The organism is Paenibacillus phytorum (assembly GCF_013141715.1).
Lineage (GTDB): Bacteria > Bacillota > Bacilli > Paenibacillales > NBRC-103111 > Paenibacillus_E > Paenibacillus_E phytorum.
Genome location: NZ_WHOA01000089.1, coordinates 109428 through 129991 on the forward strand (window position 1 = coordinate 109428; position 20564 = coordinate 129991).

23 protein-coding genes and 1 riboswitch are annotated in these 20564 nt (G+C 44.8%); of the genes, 3 read left to right on the plus strand and 20 right to left on the minus strand.

Annotation, left to right across the window (positions count from 1 at the left end; genetic code table 11):
- Positions 1–12: 12 nt before the first annotated feature.
- The 5 genes from GC098_RS12175 to GC098_RS12195 form a co-directional block, all read right to left on the minus strand.
- Positions 13–546 carry a redoxin domain-containing protein gene (locus tag GC098_RS12175; protein WP_171643418.1) on the minus strand — a complete coding sequence of 178 codons (534 nt, stop codon included), beginning with the start codon at positions 544–546 and terminating at the stop codon, positions 13–15.
- A gap of 85 nt (positions 547–631) precedes the next feature.
- Positions 632–1378: a pseudouridine synthase gene (locus GC098_RS12180; RefSeq protein WP_171643419.1), complete on the minus strand. Its 747-nt coding sequence runs from the start codon at positions 1376–1378 to the stop codon at positions 632–634.
- Between the two features lie 106 nt (positions 1379–1484).
- Positions 1485–2018: a spore maturation protein gene (locus GC098_RS12185; RefSeq protein WP_171643420.1), complete on the minus strand. Its 534-nt coding sequence runs from the start codon at positions 2016–2018 to the stop codon at positions 1485–1487.
- A 6-nt stretch (positions 2019–2024) separates the two neighbouring features.
- A complete protein-coding gene (locus GC098_RS12190; protein WP_171643421.1) occupies positions 2025–2624 on the minus strand; it encodes a nucleoside recognition domain-containing protein in 600 nt (199 codons plus the stop codon).
- Between the two features lie 102 nt (positions 2625–2726).
- The gene (locus tag GC098_RS12195) at positions 2727–3920 is read right to left on the minus strand and encodes a D-alanyl-D-alanine carboxypeptidase family protein (RefSeq protein ID WP_171643422.1); all 1194 of its coding nucleotides are present in this window, start codon (positions 3918–3920) and stop codon (positions 2727–2729) included.
- A 224-nt stretch (positions 3921–4144) separates the two neighbouring features.
- Here GC098_RS12195 and GC098_RS12200 point away from each other — a divergent pair, with 224 nt between their 5' ends.
- On the plus strand, positions 4145–5488 hold the full coding sequence (locus tag GC098_RS12200; protein ID WP_376773864.1) for an ArsB/NhaD family transporter: 1344 nt from the start codon (positions 4145–4147) through the stop codon (positions 5486–5488).
- A 58-nt stretch (positions 5489–5546) separates the two neighbouring features.
- Here the strand turns inward: GC098_RS12200 and ytfJ are convergent, their stop codons facing one another.
- From ytfJ to GC098_RS12255, 11 genes are all read right to left on the minus strand, one after another.
- Positions 5547–6044 (minus strand): GerW family sporulation protein, encoded by a 498-nt coding sequence (gene ytfJ, locus GC098_RS12205; protein WP_171643424.1) that lies wholly within the window; start codon positions 6042–6044, stop codon positions 5547–5549.
- Positions 6045–6161: 117 nt separating this feature from the next.
- Entirely contained in the window at positions 6162–6872 is a 711-nt protein-coding gene (locus GC098_RS12210) for a DUF2953 domain-containing protein (protein WP_171643425.1), read from the minus strand.
- Positions 6873–7015: 143 nt separating this feature from the next.
- On the minus strand, positions 7016–7618 hold the full coding sequence (scpB, locus tag GC098_RS12215; protein ID WP_171643426.1) for an SMC-Scp complex subunit ScpB: 603 nt from the start codon (positions 7616–7618) through the stop codon (positions 7016–7018).
- A complete protein-coding gene (locus GC098_RS12220; protein ID WP_171643427.1) occupies positions 7602–8393 on the minus strand; it encodes a segregation and condensation protein A in 792 nt (263 codons plus the stop codon). Before GC098_RS12220 ends, scpB begins: the two co-directional genes overlap by 17 nt.
- Positions 8394–8409: 16 nt before the next feature.
- Positions 8410–9051, minus strand: a complete 642-nt coding sequence (locus GC098_RS12225; protein ID WP_171643428.1) for a site-2 protease family protein — start codon at positions 9049–9051, stop codon at positions 8410–8412.
- A complete protein-coding gene (gene ribH, locus GC098_RS12230; RefSeq protein ID WP_029192962.1) occupies positions 9051–9521 on the minus strand; it encodes a 6,7-dimethyl-8-ribityllumazine synthase in 471 nt (156 codons plus the stop codon). The genes GC098_RS12225 and ribH overlap by 1 nt, the downstream gene beginning before the upstream one ends.
- Positions 9522–9571: 50 nt before the next feature.
- Positions 9572–10798, minus strand: a complete 1227-nt coding sequence (locus tag GC098_RS12235) for a bifunctional 3,4-dihydroxy-2-butanone-4-phosphate synthase/GTP cyclohydrolase II (RefSeq protein WP_216625247.1) — start codon at positions 10796–10798, stop codon at positions 9572–9574.
- Between the two features lie 129 nt (positions 10799–10927).
- Positions 10928–11599 carry a riboflavin synthase gene (ribE, locus tag GC098_RS12240; protein ID WP_171643429.1) on the minus strand — a complete coding sequence of 224 codons (672 nt, stop codon included), beginning with the start codon at positions 11597–11599 and terminating at the stop codon, positions 10928–10930.
- A 16-nt stretch (positions 11600–11615) separates the two neighbouring features.
- Positions 11616–12725, minus strand: a complete 1110-nt coding sequence (gene ribD, locus GC098_RS12245) for a bifunctional diaminohydroxyphosphoribosylaminopyrimidine deaminase/5-amino-6-(5-phosphoribosylamino)uracil reductase RibD (RefSeq protein WP_312880079.1) — start codon at positions 12723–12725, stop codon at positions 11616–11618.
- A 235-nt stretch (positions 12726–12960) separates the two neighbouring features.
- Positions 12961–13143: riboswitch (FMN riboswitch) on the minus strand.
- Positions 13144–13346: 203 nt separating this feature from the next.
- Entirely contained in the window at positions 13347–13778 is a 432-nt protein-coding gene (locus tag GC098_RS12250; RefSeq protein WP_171643430.1) for a peptidylprolyl isomerase, read from the minus strand.
- A 67-nt stretch (positions 13779–13845) separates the two neighbouring features.
- The gene (locus GC098_RS12255) at positions 13846–14778 is read right to left on the minus strand and encodes an NADP-dependent oxidoreductase (RefSeq protein WP_171643431.1); all 933 of its coding nucleotides are present in this window, start codon (positions 14776–14778) and stop codon (positions 13846–13848) included.
- Between the two features lie 144 nt (positions 14779–14922).
- Between GC098_RS12255 and GC098_RS12260 the strand changes: the two genes are divergently transcribed.
- A complete protein-coding gene (locus GC098_RS12260) occupies positions 14923–15825 on the plus strand; it encodes a LysR family transcriptional regulator (protein ID WP_171643557.1) in 903 nt (300 codons plus the stop codon).
- Between the two features lie 77 nt (positions 15826–15902).
- On the opposite strand, the gene lysA is transcribed toward GC098_RS12260, so the two are convergent.
- The 4 genes from lysA to GC098_RS12280 all read right to left on the minus strand — a co-directional run bounded on the left by lysA (position 15903) and on the right by GC098_RS12280 (position 20141).
- Positions 15903–17234: a diaminopimelate decarboxylase gene (gene lysA / locus GC098_RS12265; RefSeq protein ID WP_171643432.1), complete on the minus strand. Its 1332-nt coding sequence runs from the start codon at positions 17232–17234 to the stop codon at positions 15903–15905.
- A gap of 161 nt (positions 17235–17395) precedes the next feature.
- Positions 17396–19105, minus strand: a complete 1710-nt coding sequence (locus tag GC098_RS12270; RefSeq protein ID WP_171643433.1) for a spore germination protein — start codon at positions 19103–19105, stop codon at positions 17396–17398.
- Complete coding sequence (locus GC098_RS12275; RefSeq protein WP_312880081.1) at positions 19090–19512, minus strand: stage V sporulation protein AB; 423 nt, start codon at positions 19510–19512, stop codon at positions 19090–19092. Before GC098_RS12275 ends, GC098_RS12270 begins: the two co-directional genes overlap by 16 nt.
- Complete coding sequence (locus GC098_RS12280) at positions 19509–20141, minus strand: stage V sporulation protein AA (protein ID WP_171643434.1); 633 nt, start codon at positions 20139–20141, stop codon at positions 19509–19511. Before GC098_RS12280 ends, GC098_RS12275 begins: the two co-directional genes overlap by 4 nt.
- 178 nt (positions 20142–20319) lie before the next feature.
- Here GC098_RS12280 and GC098_RS12285 point away from each other — a divergent pair, with 178 nt between their 5' ends.
- The gene (locus GC098_RS12285; RefSeq protein ID WP_171643435.1) at positions 20320–20529 is read left to right on the plus strand and encodes a DUF378 domain-containing protein; all 210 of its coding nucleotides are present in this window, start codon (positions 20320–20322) and stop codon (positions 20527–20529) included.
- The last annotated feature ends 35 nt before the right edge of the window (positions 20530–20564 follow it).

Genomic DNA, 20564 nt, shown 5'->3' on the forward strand with positions numbered 1-20564 from the left:
CATTCGTTCATTTTAAGATTTGTTAACTAACTTCGCGATCGATTCATCGATAAAAGTTTCAGTCATCTGGCCGATTTTTTTGACGCTCACTTTGCCGTCTGCTCCAATAAAGAAGGTTGTCGGATAATCCATGACGCCATACTGCTTACGTACGACTTCTTTGGCATCCAGGAGCACTGGCATATTCAACTTATACTGATCCATGAAGCTTTGAACTGTTACTTTATTCTTATCAACGTTGACCTCTAAGAAAACCACGCCTTCTTTGCTCCATTTATCATATTGCTTTTGGAGAGCAGGCATTTCTTCTTTGCACGGCGGACAAAAAGTTCCCCAGAAATTAATCAAAACCGGTTTTCCTTTATAATCCGATAATTCATGCGTTTTACCATCCAATCCGACCAAGGAGAAATTCGTCGCTTTGTCGCCTGTTTGGGGATACTTCTTGCTGTCAGAAGCTGACAAATTCGTAATAATGGTAAACACGCCAATAATAAGCACGACCGCAAAAATCCCAATCTGTACCCATTTCTTATTTGGACCCACGTATAATCACCTTCGCTTTTTTTGACAATGTTAGTTTTTTCACATAGGTTTATACCTTATATTATAACGAAAAGAAGGCCAATTCTTATTGGCCTTTTTGAACGTTATGTGTCTTGAGAGCTTCGTTCCTAAGCTCCTCAACCTCTTTTGGCGTCAAGTGACGATACTTGGCTCTTGGCAGGCCAGTTAAAAAGATTGGACCGAATTTAATTCGTTTTAATTTGATCACAGGAAAGGAGATTGCCTCGAACATACGTCTGACTTGTCGATTCCTGCCCTCATAGATCGTAATTTGAATGATGGACTCATTCTTTTCCATATTCACATCCGCATATTCAACCTCAGCTGGAGCTGTCATGCCATCCTCTAACTGTATACCCATTTTTAGCTTGTCTAATAACGTTCCGTGCGGTACCCCTTTTACAGTGGCTTGATAGGTTTTAGGTACGTGATGTTTAGGATGCGTAAGTAAATGAGCAAATTCACCATCATTCGTCAGAAGGAGTAACCCTTCCGTATCATAATCCAGTCGTCCGACCGGATAAACGCGTTCTCTAATCCCAGGTAAGAAGTCAGTTACTACTTTACGTCCCTCTGGGTCCGTAGCACTTGTAATAACACCTTTGGGCTTATTCAAAATCACATAGATCTTCTTTTGTTGACCAATAGCACGTCCATCAACTCTAATTTCATCTTCTTCCGTGTTTACTTTCACGCCAAGCGTGGTGACGACTTCACCATTCACTTGAACACGCCCCGCTGTGATAATTTCCTCACATTTCCGACGGGATGCGATCCCCGCTTCGGCTAATACTTTTTGCAGTCTTTCCATGATCCGCTTTCACCTCAAGCTAATGATAACGGAGTTCCATGTAAATCTCAAGAGCGAAGACATATTGTGATTGTCACGGGTTGCAAAGCTCGATAAAATAATCATTCTATGTGAATACCAAAAAGCAGATGATGATAGAAGCTACAAAGCCGACAAAGTCAGAAATAAGTCCTACTTTTAGCGCATACCCAGCTTTCCGAATGCCGATAGCACCAAAATATACCGTAATCACATATAAAGTCGTATCCGTACTCCCTTGAACCGTCGAAGCGATGCGGCCAATCATGGAATCTGGACCAAACTGCTCGATAAGATCCGTTGTAAAAGCAAGCGAACCCGCTCCAGTAATCGGACGCAGAATGGCCAATGGCAGCACTTCAGTTGGAACGCCGATGCTTTCAAAGAATGGTCGCATCCAGCCGATTAATAAATCCATCGCACCGGAGGCACGGAAGACAGATATGGCTACCATCATCCCGACTAGATGGGGGATGATTTTGATAGCTGTATCAAAGCCCTCTTTTGCTCCGTCAACAAACGATTCGTAAACAGGTACCTTTCGGTAGGCCGCGAATAAAGGAATGAAGACGATCATGATAGGGATAGCCCATGCAGAGATGAGCGAAACGAAGGCATACATTCGAAATCATCCTTTCAAAGGAGGGATGGGGGAGCGTGACCTTCGATACCATCGATCCACAAAAATAGCCGCGGCCGTCGAAATGATAGTGGCAATGAGCGTTGTGCCGACGATTTCCGCAGGATTTAAAGAATTGTAATTCATCCGTATGGCGATTAACGTCGTAGGAATAAGTGTAATGCTTGAGGTGTTAAGCGCTAAAAGTGTACACATAGCCGTGCTAGCCGTATCTTTATCGGGATTCAACTTTTGCAGTTCCTGCATCGCCTTAATTCCCATAGGTGTAGCCGCGTTCCCAAGACCAAGGATATTGGCACTCATGTTGGACATGATGTAGCCGATGGCTGGGTGATTCTTAGGAACACTAGGAAATAAAAATCGAACCGCCGGCTGCAATAATCTCGCAAGTTTGCTAAGAAGACCAGCATCCTCGGCTATCCGCATCATTCCCATCCAAAAGACCAGCACACTAATTAATCCAAAGCAGACCGTTACTCCGCTCTTAGCACCATCGAAAGCTGCTTGTGTGACAGTTTCTATATTCCCATTAAATGCAGCCACGCCAAACCCAACGACAATAAAAAATAGCCAAATCCAATTCACCATATCGAATGGCCTCCTAAGAGTTTTGCTTTAGCAAAACTAGCATCGTAAGCATAACCTTGAGTTTTGCTTCAGCAAAACTGGCATCGTAAGCATAAGCTGAGTTTAATCCGCCCATTGTGATTCCGAGACTGTAAACAGGCTCTGTACTAACAATCTGCATATGTATCCGTAGTGTGAAAGCCATGTTTCTTGATACGCATTGCCTTCTTTAAAGGAGAATGTGGATTGACTGGTGGTTTGCATTAACGGACTTGTAGCATCATAGATGGGTACTGTTTGAATGGACTTCTGGTTGAGTGAAAATTGCAGCATCCCTCGTTCAGCTAACCGGTATTCCATAGATGCAGGATCGACTAGTGTTACTTTCCGAGTCAGTTGAGCAGCTTCACCTTCAGCTAATGGATAGGAGAATGTCCTCCCCACGACCCACGGAGTGCCCTCCACGAAATCACCCTTCTTGGCAATCGTTTGTAACGGATAATATTTAAAACCATATTGAAGTAACCGAGCATGATCCCCCCAATCATCCGGATCATTGAGCGTAACAACGGCGAGATGCTGGCCGTCTCTGGTGGCCGATGAGACCAAACAGCGCTTGGCAAGCTTCGTATAACCCGTTTTCACACCGTCGGCACCTTCAAAGAGAGACAACATCTTATTCTTGTTAAGCCATGAATAATCCCAAGCTTCATTCGGGTTCGGTACTTTCTTGATTTTCGTGGAAACAATGTCTTGAAATACGGAATTTTTTAGGGCATAAGCCGTCAGCTTAGCCATATCGTTCGGACTGGAGCGATGACCTTCTCCATCATCGAGGCCCGAGGGATTCGTGAAATGCGAATGATCCATACCGAGCATCTTCGCCTTCTCATTCATCAAATAGACGAAGCCTTCCACACTTCCTCCTATATGCTCAGCGATAGCGGTTGCTGCATCATTTCCGGAGCGCATCATCAGACCATACAGCATGTCGTGAAGACGCATTTCTTCCCCTAGCTTTAGATAAATGGAAGAACCCTCTTTGCCAAACGCATTTTTACTAACCTTGACTTTATCCGTCAATTTACCTTCTTCTATCGCGATGATAGCGGTCATAATTTTGGTCAAGCTGGCTATTCGCATAGGCGTGTCCCCTTTTTCACTATAGAGGATACGGCCTGACTCCACATCAATAAGGGAAGCACCCACAGCATTCGTATGGATACCAGGCGGTGCTGCCTCCACTTGTCCAAATGGTGCCCACAGTAAACTAATGATCGCACTCCATAATAGGATAGACCTGACTCTTATCTTCATCGTTTTCCCCCTACACAAAAGAACTTGTACCTTTTTGATTTGACAAAACTTTGTACAAGTATATGCTTATGGAATGGGGATATGTCCAAGTCTTCTTATTTACAAAACAGAAATCAGTCGGTATAATGAGAACTAATTTAATACGGAGATCACCGGAGGAGCCTGCCACTGCAGGCTTCTTTTTGCGTTTTTTGGGGTTCTCCTTGAATTTGGACATAATAATTATTACTTACAAAGTCAGTCAAGCAAAAGCTTACTGCGAGGAGGAAAACATGCTAACTTGGGTTGCCTTACTTATTTTTGTAGTGACTTATGCGCTTATTATTTCTGAGAAAGTTAATCGAGCGGTCATCGCCTTACTCGGTGCTGTGATCATGGTTTTTGCCGGTATTCTAGATGTTCACAAAGTGTTTCAACAGTATATTGAATGGGAGACCATCACTCTTCTTATTGGCATGATGATTCTCGTAGGAATTACGAATCAAACGGGTGTATTTCAGTTCGTCGCCATCCGTGCCGCGAAAGCTGTGAAGGGGGATCCCATGCGAATATTACTCGTACTGTCCGTTTTAACTGCTATTGGCTCAGCCCTCTTGGATAACGTAACAACCGTTTTATTGGTCGTCCCGGTCACCATTGCAATTACTCGGATCCTGGAAATTAATCCCGTCCCTTTCTTGATGTCCGAAATCATTGCTTCCAATATAGGAGGTACAGCTACACTCATTGGAGATCCTCCCAACATCATGATTGGATCTGCCAACCCGCATTTAACCTTTAATGCCTTTCTGCTCAATTTAGCACCTATTACGATCCTTATATTCGGTGTAGCTCTTTTCATGTTGTATATGATGTATAGAAAGCAGCTGCGACCTAATCCTGCTCTGCAAACTAAACTCTTAGAGCTGAATGAACGCGATTATATCAAGGATAAGCTGCTAATGAAAAAATCTTTACTAATTTTATCACTGACTATAATCGGATTTATGCTTCATGCCATTATTCATGTTGATGCCGCAGTTATCGCGATAACTGGCGCAATTTTACTCATGCTTTTCGGTCTCAAGGAACACGATGTCGAAAAAGCCTTTGATTCTATTGAGTGGGTAACGATATTCTTCTTTGCTGGCCTTTTTAGCTTAGTCGGAGGTTTACAAGAGGTTGGATTAATTAAATCTCTAGCCATGAAAGCTCTAGATGTAACGGAAGGAGACATCACCACCGCTTCATTATTGATTCTCTGGGGTTCTGGTCTTGCATCAGCGACCATTGACAACATTCCATTCGTTGCTACGATGATCCCCTTAATTAAAGACATGGCCGTGGGGCTTGGACTTGCCGTTGATTCAGAGCCTATCAATATCCTTTGGTGGTCGCTTGCTCTAGGGGCTTGTTTAGGAGGAAATGGCACAATTATTGGCGCTTCCGCCAATGTTATCGTTGCCGGACTCGCCGCCAAAGAGGGCAAAGGCTTCAGTTATATGGAATTTCTGAAGGTGGGGGCTCCTATAACCCTTGTGTCTCTGGCAATAGCCCATGTTTATATCTATCTCCGCTATCTACTGTAAGAGGATAAGACATAAAAAAAGCTGTCCACAAAGGACAGCTCTAACGAAGGCCAATCAGCTAAACAATGAAATTTTGATTCTCGATATTGGTTACATTTGTTCCGTTCGTGCCTACAGTGCTGGCAGGTGTCTTGGCTCCTAAGCCTTTGATCATGCTTTGAATTCTGTCAACCACTTGCGGTGCGGAGTCAATGAGGCGTTCAAGAATATGTGTTTGGTTGTCCAGTGGAACAACCTTCACACCATTTTTCCCTACGACGAGGAAAGCAATAGGTGTAATGGATACCCCTCCGCCGCTACCGCCACCGAAAGGAAGAACAACCTTTGCATTCAGCGCATCGCTTCTACCTGCAGAACCGCCTTCGATTTCAATTTCGGAATCTGTCACGAATTCGCTGCCTCCTGCGGCAAAACCGAAACCAACTTTGGATATCGGCATAATAACACTACCGTCCGGCGTTTCAACAGGATCACCGACAATCGTGTTAACGTCGACCATTTCTTTAATATTTTCCATGGCGACTTTCATGAGGCCTTGAATCGGGTGTTCGGACATGATCGTATTCCTCCTTAGAGTTTTTAGCCAGATAAACTGGCATCAAAAGCACAAGCGTCAAAAAGCAATAATGGTTCATTTGTAGAATGCCCTTAGTGGAATATCGTTATGTACAGTTCAAGAAGCCGTTTTAACTCGCGACCTTATCTTCAGTGTCTTCAAAACGATTTGAATCCATGTACGAATACCACCTTTTACTTTGGCCGCTCTGCTAATCAAACGCACTCCTGCAACTACTACAAACCAAATACGGATACGTCCTGCAAAACGAAATTCGGTTGAAAATTGCTTTTCATTATATTGCGGAATAACATCGATGTGCGGTTTCCCCGTTAAGTTCACATAGCGAATGGAAAAGCCAAGCAGCGAAGATTTGATTCCCCATATTGCCCCTGTTGTAATCGCTGTTTCAGGAGCATCACCTACGCCTACGCGAGTTATCCATTTCAAATCGGTACACTCTACTTTCGCTAATGTCTGCTTCGTCCAATCATAAAGGTTTAATGTATGTACAAGTGCTTCCTTTGCTTGATTGTAAACGTAGAGTATTTTTTCTTTCGTGATATGATCCTTGGTTTCATCTTTAAGTTTGGAACTGGCTTTGGTTACAATTTCCGATTTAATCAAAATCCCCTTCGTAAAGCCTTTGAATTGTATGATTGGAATAACGTAACGATAGCGTATAAGCCCGAATAACGCCCGCATTTCCACTGATAGCGTATCATTGTCCTTCACTCTGGAGAAGTTGAATTCGCCACGAATGAAACTGAATAGGAAAACAATGATCACAAAAATGATAAAAAGACATACAATCCCCAGCCACAACAACTTAGAATCCCTCCTAATATAGGGATCTTTGAGCGTAGCTCAAAGTCTCTCCGCCTAACAAAAAATCCACCTGCAAGAAAAAGTCTTCTCGTAGGTGGAGTTAGTATGACCTTAAAAAGGAAATGAAATGCATGTGCGGGTACTCATTCAGTTTCATCACTTACATCTTCAAGTGTAATCTGCTTCTGATCTCCGCCTAATCGGTCAAATAATAGACGTGTCTCTTCTTCCAGATCGAAATTCCCTTGGAAGCTTGCCGAATCTGGGAGCTCCGTAATCGAGCTAAGCCCGAAATATTCTAGAAATTGCTTGGAGGTTCCGTACAATATCGGTCTACCTACCGCATCGGCGCGTCCGACTTCTGTTATCAAGTCTTTGCCGGTTAAGGTCGCTAAGGCTCGATCGCATTTTACGCCGCGGATCTCCTCAATTTCGACTCTTGTAATTGGTTGTTTATACGCAACAATGGACAACGTCTCTAACGCGGCTTGCGATAGGGACGATCGCGATGGCGAATAAGCAAGACGTTCAAAATAGGGCGCATGCTCAGCTAAGGTTGTTAATTGATATGCTCCAGCTACTTCCACAATCTGAACGCCACGACCCTTTCGTTTGAACTCCGTTCTCATATCTTTGAGTAGATCACGAACCAAATAAAGATCAAGCTCCATGACTTCAGCTAATTGCTTGGCATCCAATCCTTCGTCGCCAGAGGCAAAGAGCAGTCCTTCAATAATTGATTTCATCTGTTGAAAATTGAGTGTCAATGTCAGAATCCTCCTCTTTGGCTTGGATGACGATGTCTTCAAATAGCTTGTACTGATAACAAACCACTTTTTTCATTTTCATTAATTCGAGAATCGCTAAGAAAGTCACAACTATTTCTTCACGTGTCATTTCGTAGTCGAATAGCTTTGAGAAAAGCAGCTTGCCGCCTTTGAACTTAAGTAAGTCAATTACCTCACGGATGCGTTCTTTAACGGAAATTTCATCTCTACGTATTCTTGTAACCACATTGCGGTTAGCCAGCTTTCTTAACGTTCGCTGAAAGGCAAATAAGAGGTCTGCGACATCAAGCCCCTCAACAGGATTCTCGTGAATATCAGGCAGGTAAGACGTTAAATCCTCAGGTTCACGTGTATAAACCAGACTACGTTCTACTTCTTTATCCCTAAGCATATCGGCAATCGATTTGTACTTCCGGTATTCAATCAGCTTCGCAACAAGCTCAGCGCGAGGATCTAGAGAGTCGTCCATATCATCAAAATATTCATCAAATTCAATAACAGGCGGCTTAGGCAATAGCATTTTGCTCTTGATAGAGAGAAGTGTTGCTGCCATCACAAGAAATTCACTCGTAATATCCAGCTCCAATTCATGCATAGCTTGCACATAACCCAAGTACTGGTCTGTGATTTCTTTGATCGGAATATTATAAATGTCAAGTTCATTTTTATCGATAAGATGAAGCAATAGATCAAGGGGGCCTTCAAATGCTTCTAGCTTATAGGTTACTTTCATTTTGTTCTCCCCCTTGTCATAGTGAAAATAGATTCATCACAAACTGCGCGGCAAACGGATAAATATGTCCGAGCGCCCATTGACCAACCGGTGTAATCAGTAAAACAATAACTAGAATAAGTGCATAACGTTGATTTCGTGTAAACCATCCCTGCTTTTTGTAAGGAAAAAGTCCTTTCAAAATATGCCATCCGTCGAGCGGATAAAGGGGCAGCATATGTATAAGACAAATCATTAAATTGACGATGACGCAGTACTGCAAATAGACTCGCCACTGTTCTACGGTAATGGACTCAGTCCCTCCACCTACCAAAGCCGGAAGAAAGAAATAAAGCCACCAGAAGAACAAAACGAGCAGCAAATTCGTAAAAGGACCCGCTAAATAAACAAGTGTGTGGGATAGCCTCGGTCTTTTCTTAAATCGTAATTCATCTACCGGTAATTTCTTCGACCAACCATAGGGCCCGAAAATGATCATAGCTAGCCCCAAGGCATCTAAATGTGCCAAGGGGTTTAGCGATAACCGTTTGCTTTCTCGAGCTGTCCGATCTCCGAGCAGCCAAGCTACCCCCGCATGAGCTGCGTCGTGCAGCGTCATTGCGATCAGAAAAGCGAACAACCTGGGCAGCAGTGTTTCCAGATGATAATAAGAAAGCATTACGAAGTGAATTGCTTCGTCAAATTCGCCATTTCAATCGCTGTTACAGCAGCTTCCCAGCCTTTATTTCCAGCTTTGGTACCCGCACGTTCTACCGCTTGCTCAATGGAATCTGTTGTTAAAACACCAAAAATCGTAGGAACGCCTGTTTTCAGGTTTATAGCAGAAACGCCTTTCGCTACTTCGCTGCACACATAATCAAAATGCGGAGTTGATCCTCGAATTACCGCACCTAGTGTGATAACAGCATCGTACTTTCCGCTTTCAGCCATTTTTTGAGCGATTAGCGGAAGTTCAAATGCTCCTGGTACCCAAGCGATATCAACTTCATCTTCATTTACGCCATGACGTTTCAGAGCGTCCTGTGCGCCACCCAACAATTTGGATGTAATAAATTCATTGAAACGACCTACAACGATACCATATTTCAAGTTTTGCGAAATTAAATGTCCTTCAAAAATGTTAGCCATGGTGAGATTCTCCCTTTCCTATTTGAACAAGTTATTTGATTTAATTAGATTTAAATACCGCTGCCCGAGTCTTGAAAACTCAGCATATGGCCAAGCTTGTTTTTCTTCGTTTGTAAATAATTAAGGTTATCAGCTTTACTGTCCATTTGAATGGGTACCCGCTCAACCACTTCAAGGCCGTATCCTTCAAGACCTTTAATTTTGCGTGGATTATTCGTTAAAAGACGAAGCTGCGTGATGCCAAGATCTTTCAAAATTTGCGCCCCAATCCCATAATCCCGAAGATCAGGAGCAAAGCCTAGCTTAATATTCGCTTCTACGGTATCTAATCCCTGCTCTTGCAAGGCATAGGCCTTCAATTTATTGATTAAACCGATTCCGCGACCTTCCTGTCGCATATATAATAATACACCATTGCCCTCTTCATCAATCTGTTTTAATGCGGCATCCAGTTGTGGACCGCAGTCGCAGCGATGAGAATGGAAAACATCCCCAGTCAAGCACTCGGAGTGCACGCGTACCAACGTTGGTTTAGAAGGGTCAATTGTCCCTTTGACAAGGGCTACGTGTTCTTTGTTATCAAGCAGGTTCGTATAAGCAATAGCCTTGAAAACGCCGAAGTCGGTAGGAAGTTTAATTTCAACCTCACGTTCAACTAATTTCTCCTGCTGATTCCGGTAATGTATTAAGTCCTGAATCGTGATAATGCGCAAGTCGTGTTTCGCTGCAATTTCCATCAAGTCCGGTACACGTGCCATCGTCCCGTCTTCCTTGATGACTTCACAAATGACTCCTGCTGGGTAAGAGCCACACAAGATTGCTAGATCTATCGTCGCTTCCGTATGTCCCGCTCTGCGAAGGACACCGCCCTTCTTTGCAATCAGAGGAAAAATATGGCCAGGTCTGCGGAAATCCTGCGGTTTTGTTGCGGGATCAATCAAGCCCATAATCGTTCTTGAACGCTCATGCGCAGATATCCCTGTGCTTGTATCCATATGGTCAACTGAAACGGTAAACGCTGTTCCGTGATAATCCGTATTCCGAGCGACCATGGGAGGCAGCTCAAGTTCTTGTGCACGTTCTTCCGTTATAGGTGCACAAACGAGTCCGCGTCCCTCTCTGATCATGAAATTAATGACCTCTGGCGTAGTTTTATCAGCAAGTGCGATAAAGTCGCCTTCGTTTTCACGATCCTCATCATCTACAACAATAATGACTTTACCTAGTTTAAGATCATTCAGCGCTTCTTCTATGGTATTGAAGATTATTTGTGTCATATTCACCTCTCCTTAGAGCTTTGCTTTAGCAAAACTGACTTCGTAAGCATAAGCCTGAGCTTTGCATTAGCAAAGCTTTCTTCGTAAGCGTAAACTTGAGTTTTGCTTTAGCAAAGATTCTTCAAGCTCCTACATAAAACCGTTATCGGCAAGGAAGCTCGCAGTTAGCGTACTTTTCTTTTTCCCGTTTCCATCCGAAGATTCAGATGGACCGAACTTTAGCAGGCGCTCCATATATTTGCCTAGTACGTCACATTCTATGTTGACCGTATCTCCGGCCTTTTTATCATGCAGAACCGTCTGAGCAAGGGTATGCGGGATGATGGAAACCGCCACTTCATGATCATTGACATCAACAACAGTAAGGCTTATGCCGTCAATTGTGATGGAACCCCCGGAAATGATATATCGGAAAATGTGCTTGTTCTCCGGTTCGAACCGGTAAACGACGGCATTCTCTTCGGGTATTCGTGAAAGGATCGTTGCGGTTGCATCCACATGCCCTTGAACAATGTGCCCGCCGAACCGGCCATTCGCTGCCATCGCTCGCTCCAAATTCACGCGTGTGCCTGTTTGTAGTTTGCGAAGATTCGTCTTACGGTATGTTTCTGGCATAACATCCACGGAAAATGAGTCGTTATCAAAGGCTATGACCGTTAAACAGACGCCATTTACAGAAATACTGTCACCGAGGTGGACATCTTCAAGCACTTTCTTGGCAGCGATGGTCAATACCATCGCTTGCCCTTGACTATGAATGCGGCGCATGTGGCCGATTTCTTCGATAATTCCGGTAAACATGCAAGTCCTCCATTCGTTAGCTCTTATAATTCGGGTAGCCGGTTATGCAAATATCCGGTCCGAACTGCTCGACCTTGAGTCGGTCGAGCGTAATCGCATCATCCATCTTCGCGAAGCCATCGAAGTTGATGTTTACAGGTGCTGCAGAGCCTCCGCCGATAATTTTCGGCGCAAACATCAGCACCAGCTTATCGATCAGGCGCTGCTCCAGCATAGCGCCGTTGAGCTTCCCTCCACCCTCTAGGAGGATGGAGCCGATCTCGCGCTCGCCGAGCTGCCGCATGGCGAGCGTCAGGTCCACCTGCGGGCCGTCCCCGCAGGTGAGGACCGTGATGCCGCGCGCTTCCAGCGCGGCACGCCGTGAATGGGGCGCCTGTGCGCTCGCGAGCAGGATCGTCGGCTGACGATCCTGCTCCGTGAGCACCCGGGCGCCCAGCGGGACTCGCAAGAGCGAGTCCGCGACGATCCGTACCGGCTGCACAGCCGGTACGTCACCGCGCGCGCTCAGCAGCGGGTCGTCGGCGATGACCGTGCTGACGCCGACCATGATACCCTGGTGCCGATGGCGCAGGGTATGAACAAAGGCACGCGACGCTGGCGACGTGATCCACTTGCTGTCGCCGGTCTTCGAGGCAATGCGGCCGTCAAGCGTGCTCGCTGTCTTCATCGTCACATAAGGCATGCGGGTGACGATGTATTTGTTGAAGGCCTCGTTCATTGCCGCGGCCTCCTCTGCAAGCAGCCCAACCGTCACGTCGAGACCATGCTCACGCAGCTTTGCGATGCCTGTCCCAGCAACCTGCGGGTTCGGATCAGTTCCAGCGACGACAACCCGTGACACGCCGGCCTCAATGAGTCGGTCGCTGCACGGTGGCGTCTTGCCAAAGTGACTGCACGGCTCTAATGTCACATAAGCTGTGCTGCCCTTAGCTTCCTCGCCTGCCATTTGCAAGGCGAGAACCTCGGCATGGCCATGTCCGCGCTTTAGGTGCGCTCCCATGCCAACGATGCGTCCATTTTTAACAAGAACACACCCTACTACAGGATTAATTCCCGTCTGACCAAGAGCACTTTCTGCCATTTGCAGAGCAAGCCTCATGTAGGCTTCGTCATTCAGTACATGCACGAAGTTCACCGCCTTTCAGGTCCATTCCAAAATTTGAATGCAAAAAGGCCCCTCCGTGTATCGGATAGGGGCCAGAGATTGTCTAGATAACACGAAGAAGCTTCATCCATTCATACTTGCCGCATTTTTGATCAAATCAAACAACAACGACGTATCTGCTTCAAAAAACAGACCTGCCGAATTTTTGTTTACGTGAAAAAATGTACAAGCATGCATAGCGAAATCAGATGTTCGCGTTTTCCTTCTCCCATCCAGACTATACTGTCGGTTCCGGAATTGCACCGGATCAGCCGTAGCGAAGCTGTGTGTCAGGTACCGCTAGCTTCAAAACGGGTCACGGACTTATCGACATCATGTAACGGGTACATGCTATCGAATCACCGCCGGTGTGGAATTTCACCACGCCCCGAAGGTTTTGCATACATATAAAAGTAACTTACAACTAAGAACTAGCTAAAAATTACTTTGGTAATGAAAAATTTATCACTCACACTTACAAAAAGCAAGTGCTTTTTTCCTTTTCACATTAATTTCTTACTTTTTCTATGAATTCACTCGGAATTAGATTGAAAAAGAAACCTATTGAAATTAATCAACAGGTTTCTTTTCGATTATGCCAAATTATACTTCTACAACTTCAACTTTCTCCATCAAATCTTTGCCTTTGAAAGCGTCGACTAATTCCATACCTTTGGATACTTTACCGAATACAGTGTGCCCACCATCCAAATGCGGTTGCGGTTGGTAAGCAATATAGAACTGGCTTCCACCTGTATTTCTGCCTGCATGAGCCATTGCTAAGGAGCCGCGCTCATGTTTGTTTGGGTTGATTTCACAGTTGATTTGGTAACCAGGGCCACCAGTTCCTGTTCCTGTAGGACAACCACCTTGTGCTACGAATCCTGGAATAACACGATGAAAAACAAGTCCGTTGTAGAAACCGGAGTTTGCTAATTTTTCAAAGTTAGCAACGGTATTCGGTGCATCGTTTTCGAAAAGATCGATAACAACTTCGCCGCCACCTGCTAGTTTAATTTTTGCTTGTTTGGCCATTTGTGGTCCACTCCTTTAGGAAATAATATCTTATTCTACTATGAAAACTTCCATTTCACAAACTGAGCTATATTTCTAACACAATTCTCCCCCGACCATGTCCTGTTTGACTCTGAATATGCGCATCCCGCGCTGCGTGAAGTGGATAAGAATGGCTAATGATTGCTTTCACATGGCCATCGGCCATAACCTGTGCGATTTCCTGCATCGCTTCTGCAGATAGCAAGGTATTAGAAAATTCAGCTCGAATACCTAGCTCACGAGCCTTTTCGGGTGATATTTGTCCTGCGAAGGACAAAAGTACGCCGCCTCTTTTTACAACGGCATAAGAACGTTCTAGCGCGTCACCGCCAACCGTATCCAATACCATATCCACTTCCTGCACAATGTCTTCGAACTTACACGACGTATAGTCAATAACTTCTGAAGCTCCTAATGCCTTAACCATTTCCACATTCGCTGCGCTGCAAGTCCCTATAACTTGAGCCCCTTGCCATACAGCCAATTGTACAGCGAATGAACCAACGCCCCCTGCAGCACCATGAATCAACACTCGTTGACCCTTCTGGATATTACCATTGACAAATAAAGCTTGCCAAGCCGTCGTTGCCCCTCCAGATATGGAAGCTGCTTCTGCGAAGCTAAGCTCTGGCGGTTTGATAGCTAACCGTTCGATGTCCGTCGTGATGTATTCTGCATACGCACCGGCCGAGCTGCGCCCAAACACTTCTTGCCCTATTTGAAACTTCGTAACATGTTTGCCTACACCCTCAATAATTCCGGCTATCGCCGACCCCGGTATATAGGGGAACTGCATGGGTCGCAGATGTTTGAAAATCCCCTGCCGCTGCTTCCAATCAATGGGTAATACGCCTGCTGCACACACTCTAATCAGTACCTCGTTGTCACTCGGTCTTGGGCATTCGATTGACTCCAATTGCAATTCTTCGACTCCTCCGTATTGATGTACGCGTATGGCTTGCATCTTTGACGTTTTCATCCTTATTTATCCCCTCTCTGGTCATGCACGCTCTTATTTACTTCCTTCTTCTCCTCATTGTAAAATGAAAATTATATAAAAAATAATATATCTTTAGTTATCTATTCATATCTTTAAGTATATGGATTAGGAGGGCGATATGTGATGGAGATGCTTCAGCTTCATTATTTTCAAACGGTTGCAAAGTTAGAGCATATGACGAAAGCAGCGGAGATCCTCCAAATTGCTCAGCCAGCGCTTAGTAAAACCATAGCTCGCTTGGAGGCCGATGTTGGGGTGCCTTTGTTTGATCGGCAAGGTCGACAAATCAAGCTTAACCAATATGGCAAAGCCTTTTTAGTTAAAGTAAATTCGTCTCTTCGTGAGCTGGAGGAAGGTAAGCGCGAAGTTGCCGATATGGCTGGACTTGAGCATGGGCAGGTTTACATCGCGACGACGACGATAAGCCGGTTTTCGGATCTCTTCGGCTCCTTTGCTTCTTCACACCCGTCCATCAATTTTAAACTTACTCAAGCTGCCTCTGAAGAGTCCAAGATGCATCTGCTGCTAAACGGTGAAGTCGATCTCGCCATCACGTTCTGCTTACCTTCCGACTCCGAAAGCAAGGGGATTACAAGTATTCCTTTCTTGACGGAACAATTGTGGTTAGCTGTTCCACCAGGCCACCGACTTATTGGGCGTGAAAGTATTCACTTACAAGAAGCAGCTAATGATGCATTCATCGTCTTAAAGGAAGGACATCGCTTTCGGCAGAAAACAGATTCGTTGTGCCATCAAGCTGGATTTTCACCTAAAATCATCTGTGATGTGAATGACTATTCCGCGATTAGCAGTCTTGTGCATGCGGGAATGGGAGTTTCTTTGGTGACCTCCTCTTCAAAGGGGAAAGAAAACTCACCCCATTTGCTTCGTATACATGAGCCTATTTGTGAACGTACTTTTCAGCTTGCTTGGCTGCAGCATCGGTACCTATCGAAAGCGGCTCAATTGTTCCGCGACTATGTCACCACTTATTTTCCAGACAAAAAGCCTCGAGGCTCGAACTGACATTCCATTTCGATAAAAATACGCAAAAAGGAAACCCCGTGAAAGCTGAGGTTTCCTTCTTTTTTATTTAAACCAATTTAAACGGTCTCACTCATCTGTTTCATTCTTGCAGGAATGATGTCATTACCAACGATGTTATCGAACGTTTCGCGTTTCACGACGAGATCACTTTGACCATCTTTCACGAAGACAACGCCAGGACGACGGATACGGTTATAATTGCTTGCCATTGCATAATTGTAGGCACCTGTACAAGATACAGCGAGAACGTCTCCTGAACTTACTTTTGGCAGGTTCAGATCCCAAATCAGCATATCGCCGCTCTCACAGCATTTCCCAGCAATAGATACAACCTCTGTCTGTTGTTCTGTAGCGCGGTTAGCCAACATCGCCTCATACACAGCCTCATACAAAGCAGGACGTGGGTTGTCAGTCATGCCGCCATCTACGGCTACGTATTTACGCACCCCTGGAATATCCTTTGTTGTACCTACTGTGTACAGCGTAGTTCCCGCGTCACCAACGATGCTGCGGCCTGGTTCAACCCAGATTTCAGGCATTGGAAAATCATTGCTGCCGAAATTGTCTTTAATCGCATCTGTAATAGCTTTAACGTAAACGGCAACCGGAAGTGGGCTATCTTCGCTCACGTAACGAATTCCGAAACCGCCGCCAAGGTTAATGACCTTGAACGTAACGCCTATTTCTTTACGAACTTGAACGGCAAAGCCAGCCACTTTCTCAGCTGCCATGCGGAAGCCTTCTACTTCAAAAATTTGGGAACCAATATGGGAATGAACACCCAAAAGCTCCACGTTGCTTAATTGCGAAGCTTCTTGAACAGCACGGAATGCCGATCCATTGCCCATGTCGAAACCGAATTTGGAATCCGTCTGGCCTGTAGAAATATATTCATGCGTATGTGCCTCAACGCCCGGTGTAATACGCAATAAAATCTTCACCTTTTGGCGCTTCTCTCCGGCAATCGCATTCAACATTTGAAGTTCGATAAAGTTATCTACGACGAAACAGCCGATTTTGGCATCGATCGCCATTTCCAATTCAGAGATTGTTTTATTGTTGCCATGGAAATGAATTCGGTCCGCTGGGAAGCCTGCTTGCAGCGCCGTATAAAGCTCACCATCGGAAACAACATCAAGTGACATTCCCTCTTCATCTACAATTCGGCACATGGCCATTACGCAGAATGCTTTACTTGCATAAGCCACTTGGAATTTCAGACCGGATGCCTTGAAAGCTTCTACGAATTCACGGCAGCGTCCACGTACTAGCGCTTCGTCAAATACATATAAAGGAGTGCCGTATTCTGCAACCAATTTTGTTGCATCGACACCGCCGATTTCGAGGTGGCCTTGGTCGTTTATTTTACTAGTACCATGTAAATACATAACTTTATTTTCCCCTCTCCCTGAACCATCTTCTTGCTATATGCCGCCAAAGAGGTTAATGTACATTACTATTAAAAGTACCATATGCCATGCGCTTTTGACAATACACGCTACGACATAAAATCAAAAAAGGACAGGAGGATTCCCTGCCCTTTTTTCTGTTATTTGGATTTTGGTTGACGCGTGCCGTCGATCGGCTTTGTAATACTAAGCCGCGTTTTGCCAGCTAATACTGGACGACGAACCAGGATGGCAAAGAAGCTTTTGGCGTTAAATGGAATAAAGGGCCACATATAGGGTGCATTAAAGGATTTCCTTGTGGCCAGCAGAATCAACCATACCGTTGAGCCCACTACAAATCCGGGGACATGGAAGATCGCTACGATGATTAAGAGAGCCAGTCTTACTATTCGATTAGCTAGACCCAATTCATAGCTCGGTGTCGCGAACATCCCTATAGAGGCGAGTGCCAAATACAGGATAACCTCATTGATAAAGAGTCCTGTTTTTACGGCGATATCTCCAACAAGAATGGCCGCCACCAAACCCATTGCGGTAGCAAGAGGTGTAGGTGTATGAACGGCTGCCATTCGCATGAGATCAATCCCTATATCCGCTAACAAGAACTGAACCAATAGCGGCAGTGTTCCTTCCTTTTGCGGACCGAGGAATTCTAGCCCCGCCGGTTTTAAAGAAGGATCCATAACCATCATAAACCAAAGCGGGAGCAGGAAAATCGAAGCCATAATGCCAGCAAAGCGCACCCACCTTAAATAAGTACCGATGAATGGCGTTTGTCGATATTCCTCAGCATGCTGCACATGATGGAAAAACGTTGTCGGCAGAATCATAACGCTCGGTGATGTGTCTACAAAAACACATACATGTCCTTCAAGTAAATGAGCGGAGACAACATCCGGCCGTTCCGAATACCGAACCATCGGGTACGGGTTCCAACCCTTATTCACAATCACTTCTTCCAGCTGTTTTTCAGCGAGAGGAAGGCCGTCGATTTCAACATTCTTTATTTTATCTTTCACGGCTTGGACTAAGTCCGCATCAGCTATATCGTTGATATAAGCCACACAGACATCTGTCTTGGTTCGTTTACCGATTTGCATGATTTCCAGCTTAAATCTTTCATCGCGAATTCTTCGTCTGACTAATGTCACATTCAATAAAAGAGTTTCCACGAAGCCATCTCGTGAACCTCGAACTACCCGCTCCAAGTCAGGTTCAGCGATCGAACGAATGGGAAAACTTTTGGCATCGATCGTAATCCCTGCCGTCTCACCTTCAATGAAAAACGCCGTTCCGCCCATCAATACTTGCCCTACGATTTCAGACATTTTCTTGTAGGTCTTCACTTGAATGTGCGGAATTAATTTCTCAATGAATGCTTCCAATGTATGATGTGAGACGGATTCTTCGTCCGCATAAGTGAGACGTGTAATAATATCGGTTAACACCGTATCTTTGGCAAATCCATTGCAATAGAAGATGCCTACGCGCTTGGATCCGAATACCATTTCTCTGAGGATGAGATCGAAGCTTCGATCGAGTCCTACTCGTTCCTCCAGCACCCTTCGAACTTCTCGAATGCTCCTTGGAATATCTTCCTGAATTTTGAGTGCCTTTTCCTCAGGCGTCATGTCTGTTATTGGATTGTAAGCAGATAGATTCCCTTCCTCATCTATGGCCAGTTTCTCATTCTGTTCCTGTGATTTGTTCGATTCGTTTGATTCGTTTGGTTCGTTTGGTTCGTTCGAGTCATTTGATTCGTTCGAGTCATTCTGATCGCTCCCGCTTCCCTTTTTCACAATAAACTTCACTTGCGCGCCTCCTTCAACACACGTTAATAAAACAACCATTCAAACAAGGATCCAAATACTTTACCGAAAATCATCGCCATTAGAAGCAAAATCATATAGGATCCCATTCCAACACGCTTCGCGAGGATGGGCAGCACGTTAATGATTTCCGTTAGCGCAGCCGCTAGCATGCCAACAAAACAACCGGCAAATATACCTACCACTGCTGTTCCCATCGGAAAGAGGTCCAATTTAACATCGCTGAAATCAACCCATGTAAATAAGAGTGAACCCAACACAACAGCCGCTTCATAAGCATGTATTTTTGAAAACGAACGTGTGATCTGGGCAAGTCTTGGAATAATATCCAGAACCACGAGAAAAGCGACCATGCCGCTACCAACAGCGATTCCACCAGCTAACCCGATAAACGCCGCCAAGAGGGCTTCCCCAAATAGGGTAATCACGCCCGGTCTCCTTCCTTATGAATTTTGATATATTCTTCTGTTATCACATAATGGTTTATATTTTCCTGGTACATGAACATTTCCACTTCCAGCGGGCTTGGTTCTTCATTGAATTTCTTCTTGAACAGATGGTTGAAAAAAATGACCATTCCAACACCAATCCCTAGGGAATAAGGAATTTGCAAAATGAGCGGATGCTCCACCTTTTTCCCTGTCATCAATTCATAAATACGTTGGTGAACTTCCATCATGGAAACATCCGCATGAAAATTCATGATGGCCAGTCCCGAACCGATGAACAAGAGCAACCAAACCAAACCGATAAGTATTGGACTTGGCTTTCTAGGATCGGAAATAATCTCGAGAAGCACATGAGGTTCTCCGAAATGCTCAATTTGCAGCTGTGGATAAAGATCTTTCACTTTACGAACGATCATCATCATGTCAATGAGAACACGATTGCCATCCTCTTGTTGAGGATGATGAATGATCAACTCGTTCAGCACTTGCTCATATTCAGGCTCCACGAAAATCTGAGCGATATGACGTAAACACACAACATTCCCTTTACGAACGCTAACTTTTCGACGAAGCCGAATGTATAGATATGGTTTTCCTTCCTCAACCATGGTTTCACTCCCCTCAGTGCTTTACGGTGAATCATCCATGTATAGGAGTAGTATGCAAAATCTTTCCTTCCCATAAACACCTGATAAGATGGTAAATTCTCCAGGAATAAAGTGATCTTCGTTAAGGCATAGTAAGATTGAATAACGATAACTTATTCCATATAAAGAAGGTGATAACATGGCAAAATTCGCGTTAACACTAGTCATTATTGGTGCGCTGAATTGGCTCTTGGTTGGGCTTTTCCAATGGGATTTAGTTTCTGCTTTATTAGGAGGAGATTCTCATCGTGCATCTTCAGGTATAAGCCGCATCGTTTATACGGTCGTGGGCTTATGCGGAATTTACTGCGTGAGATTTTATTCAGTCGACAGGTACTCTGCCCGATAAACATGTTCGTGATTACAAAAAGCCGCAAACTACCC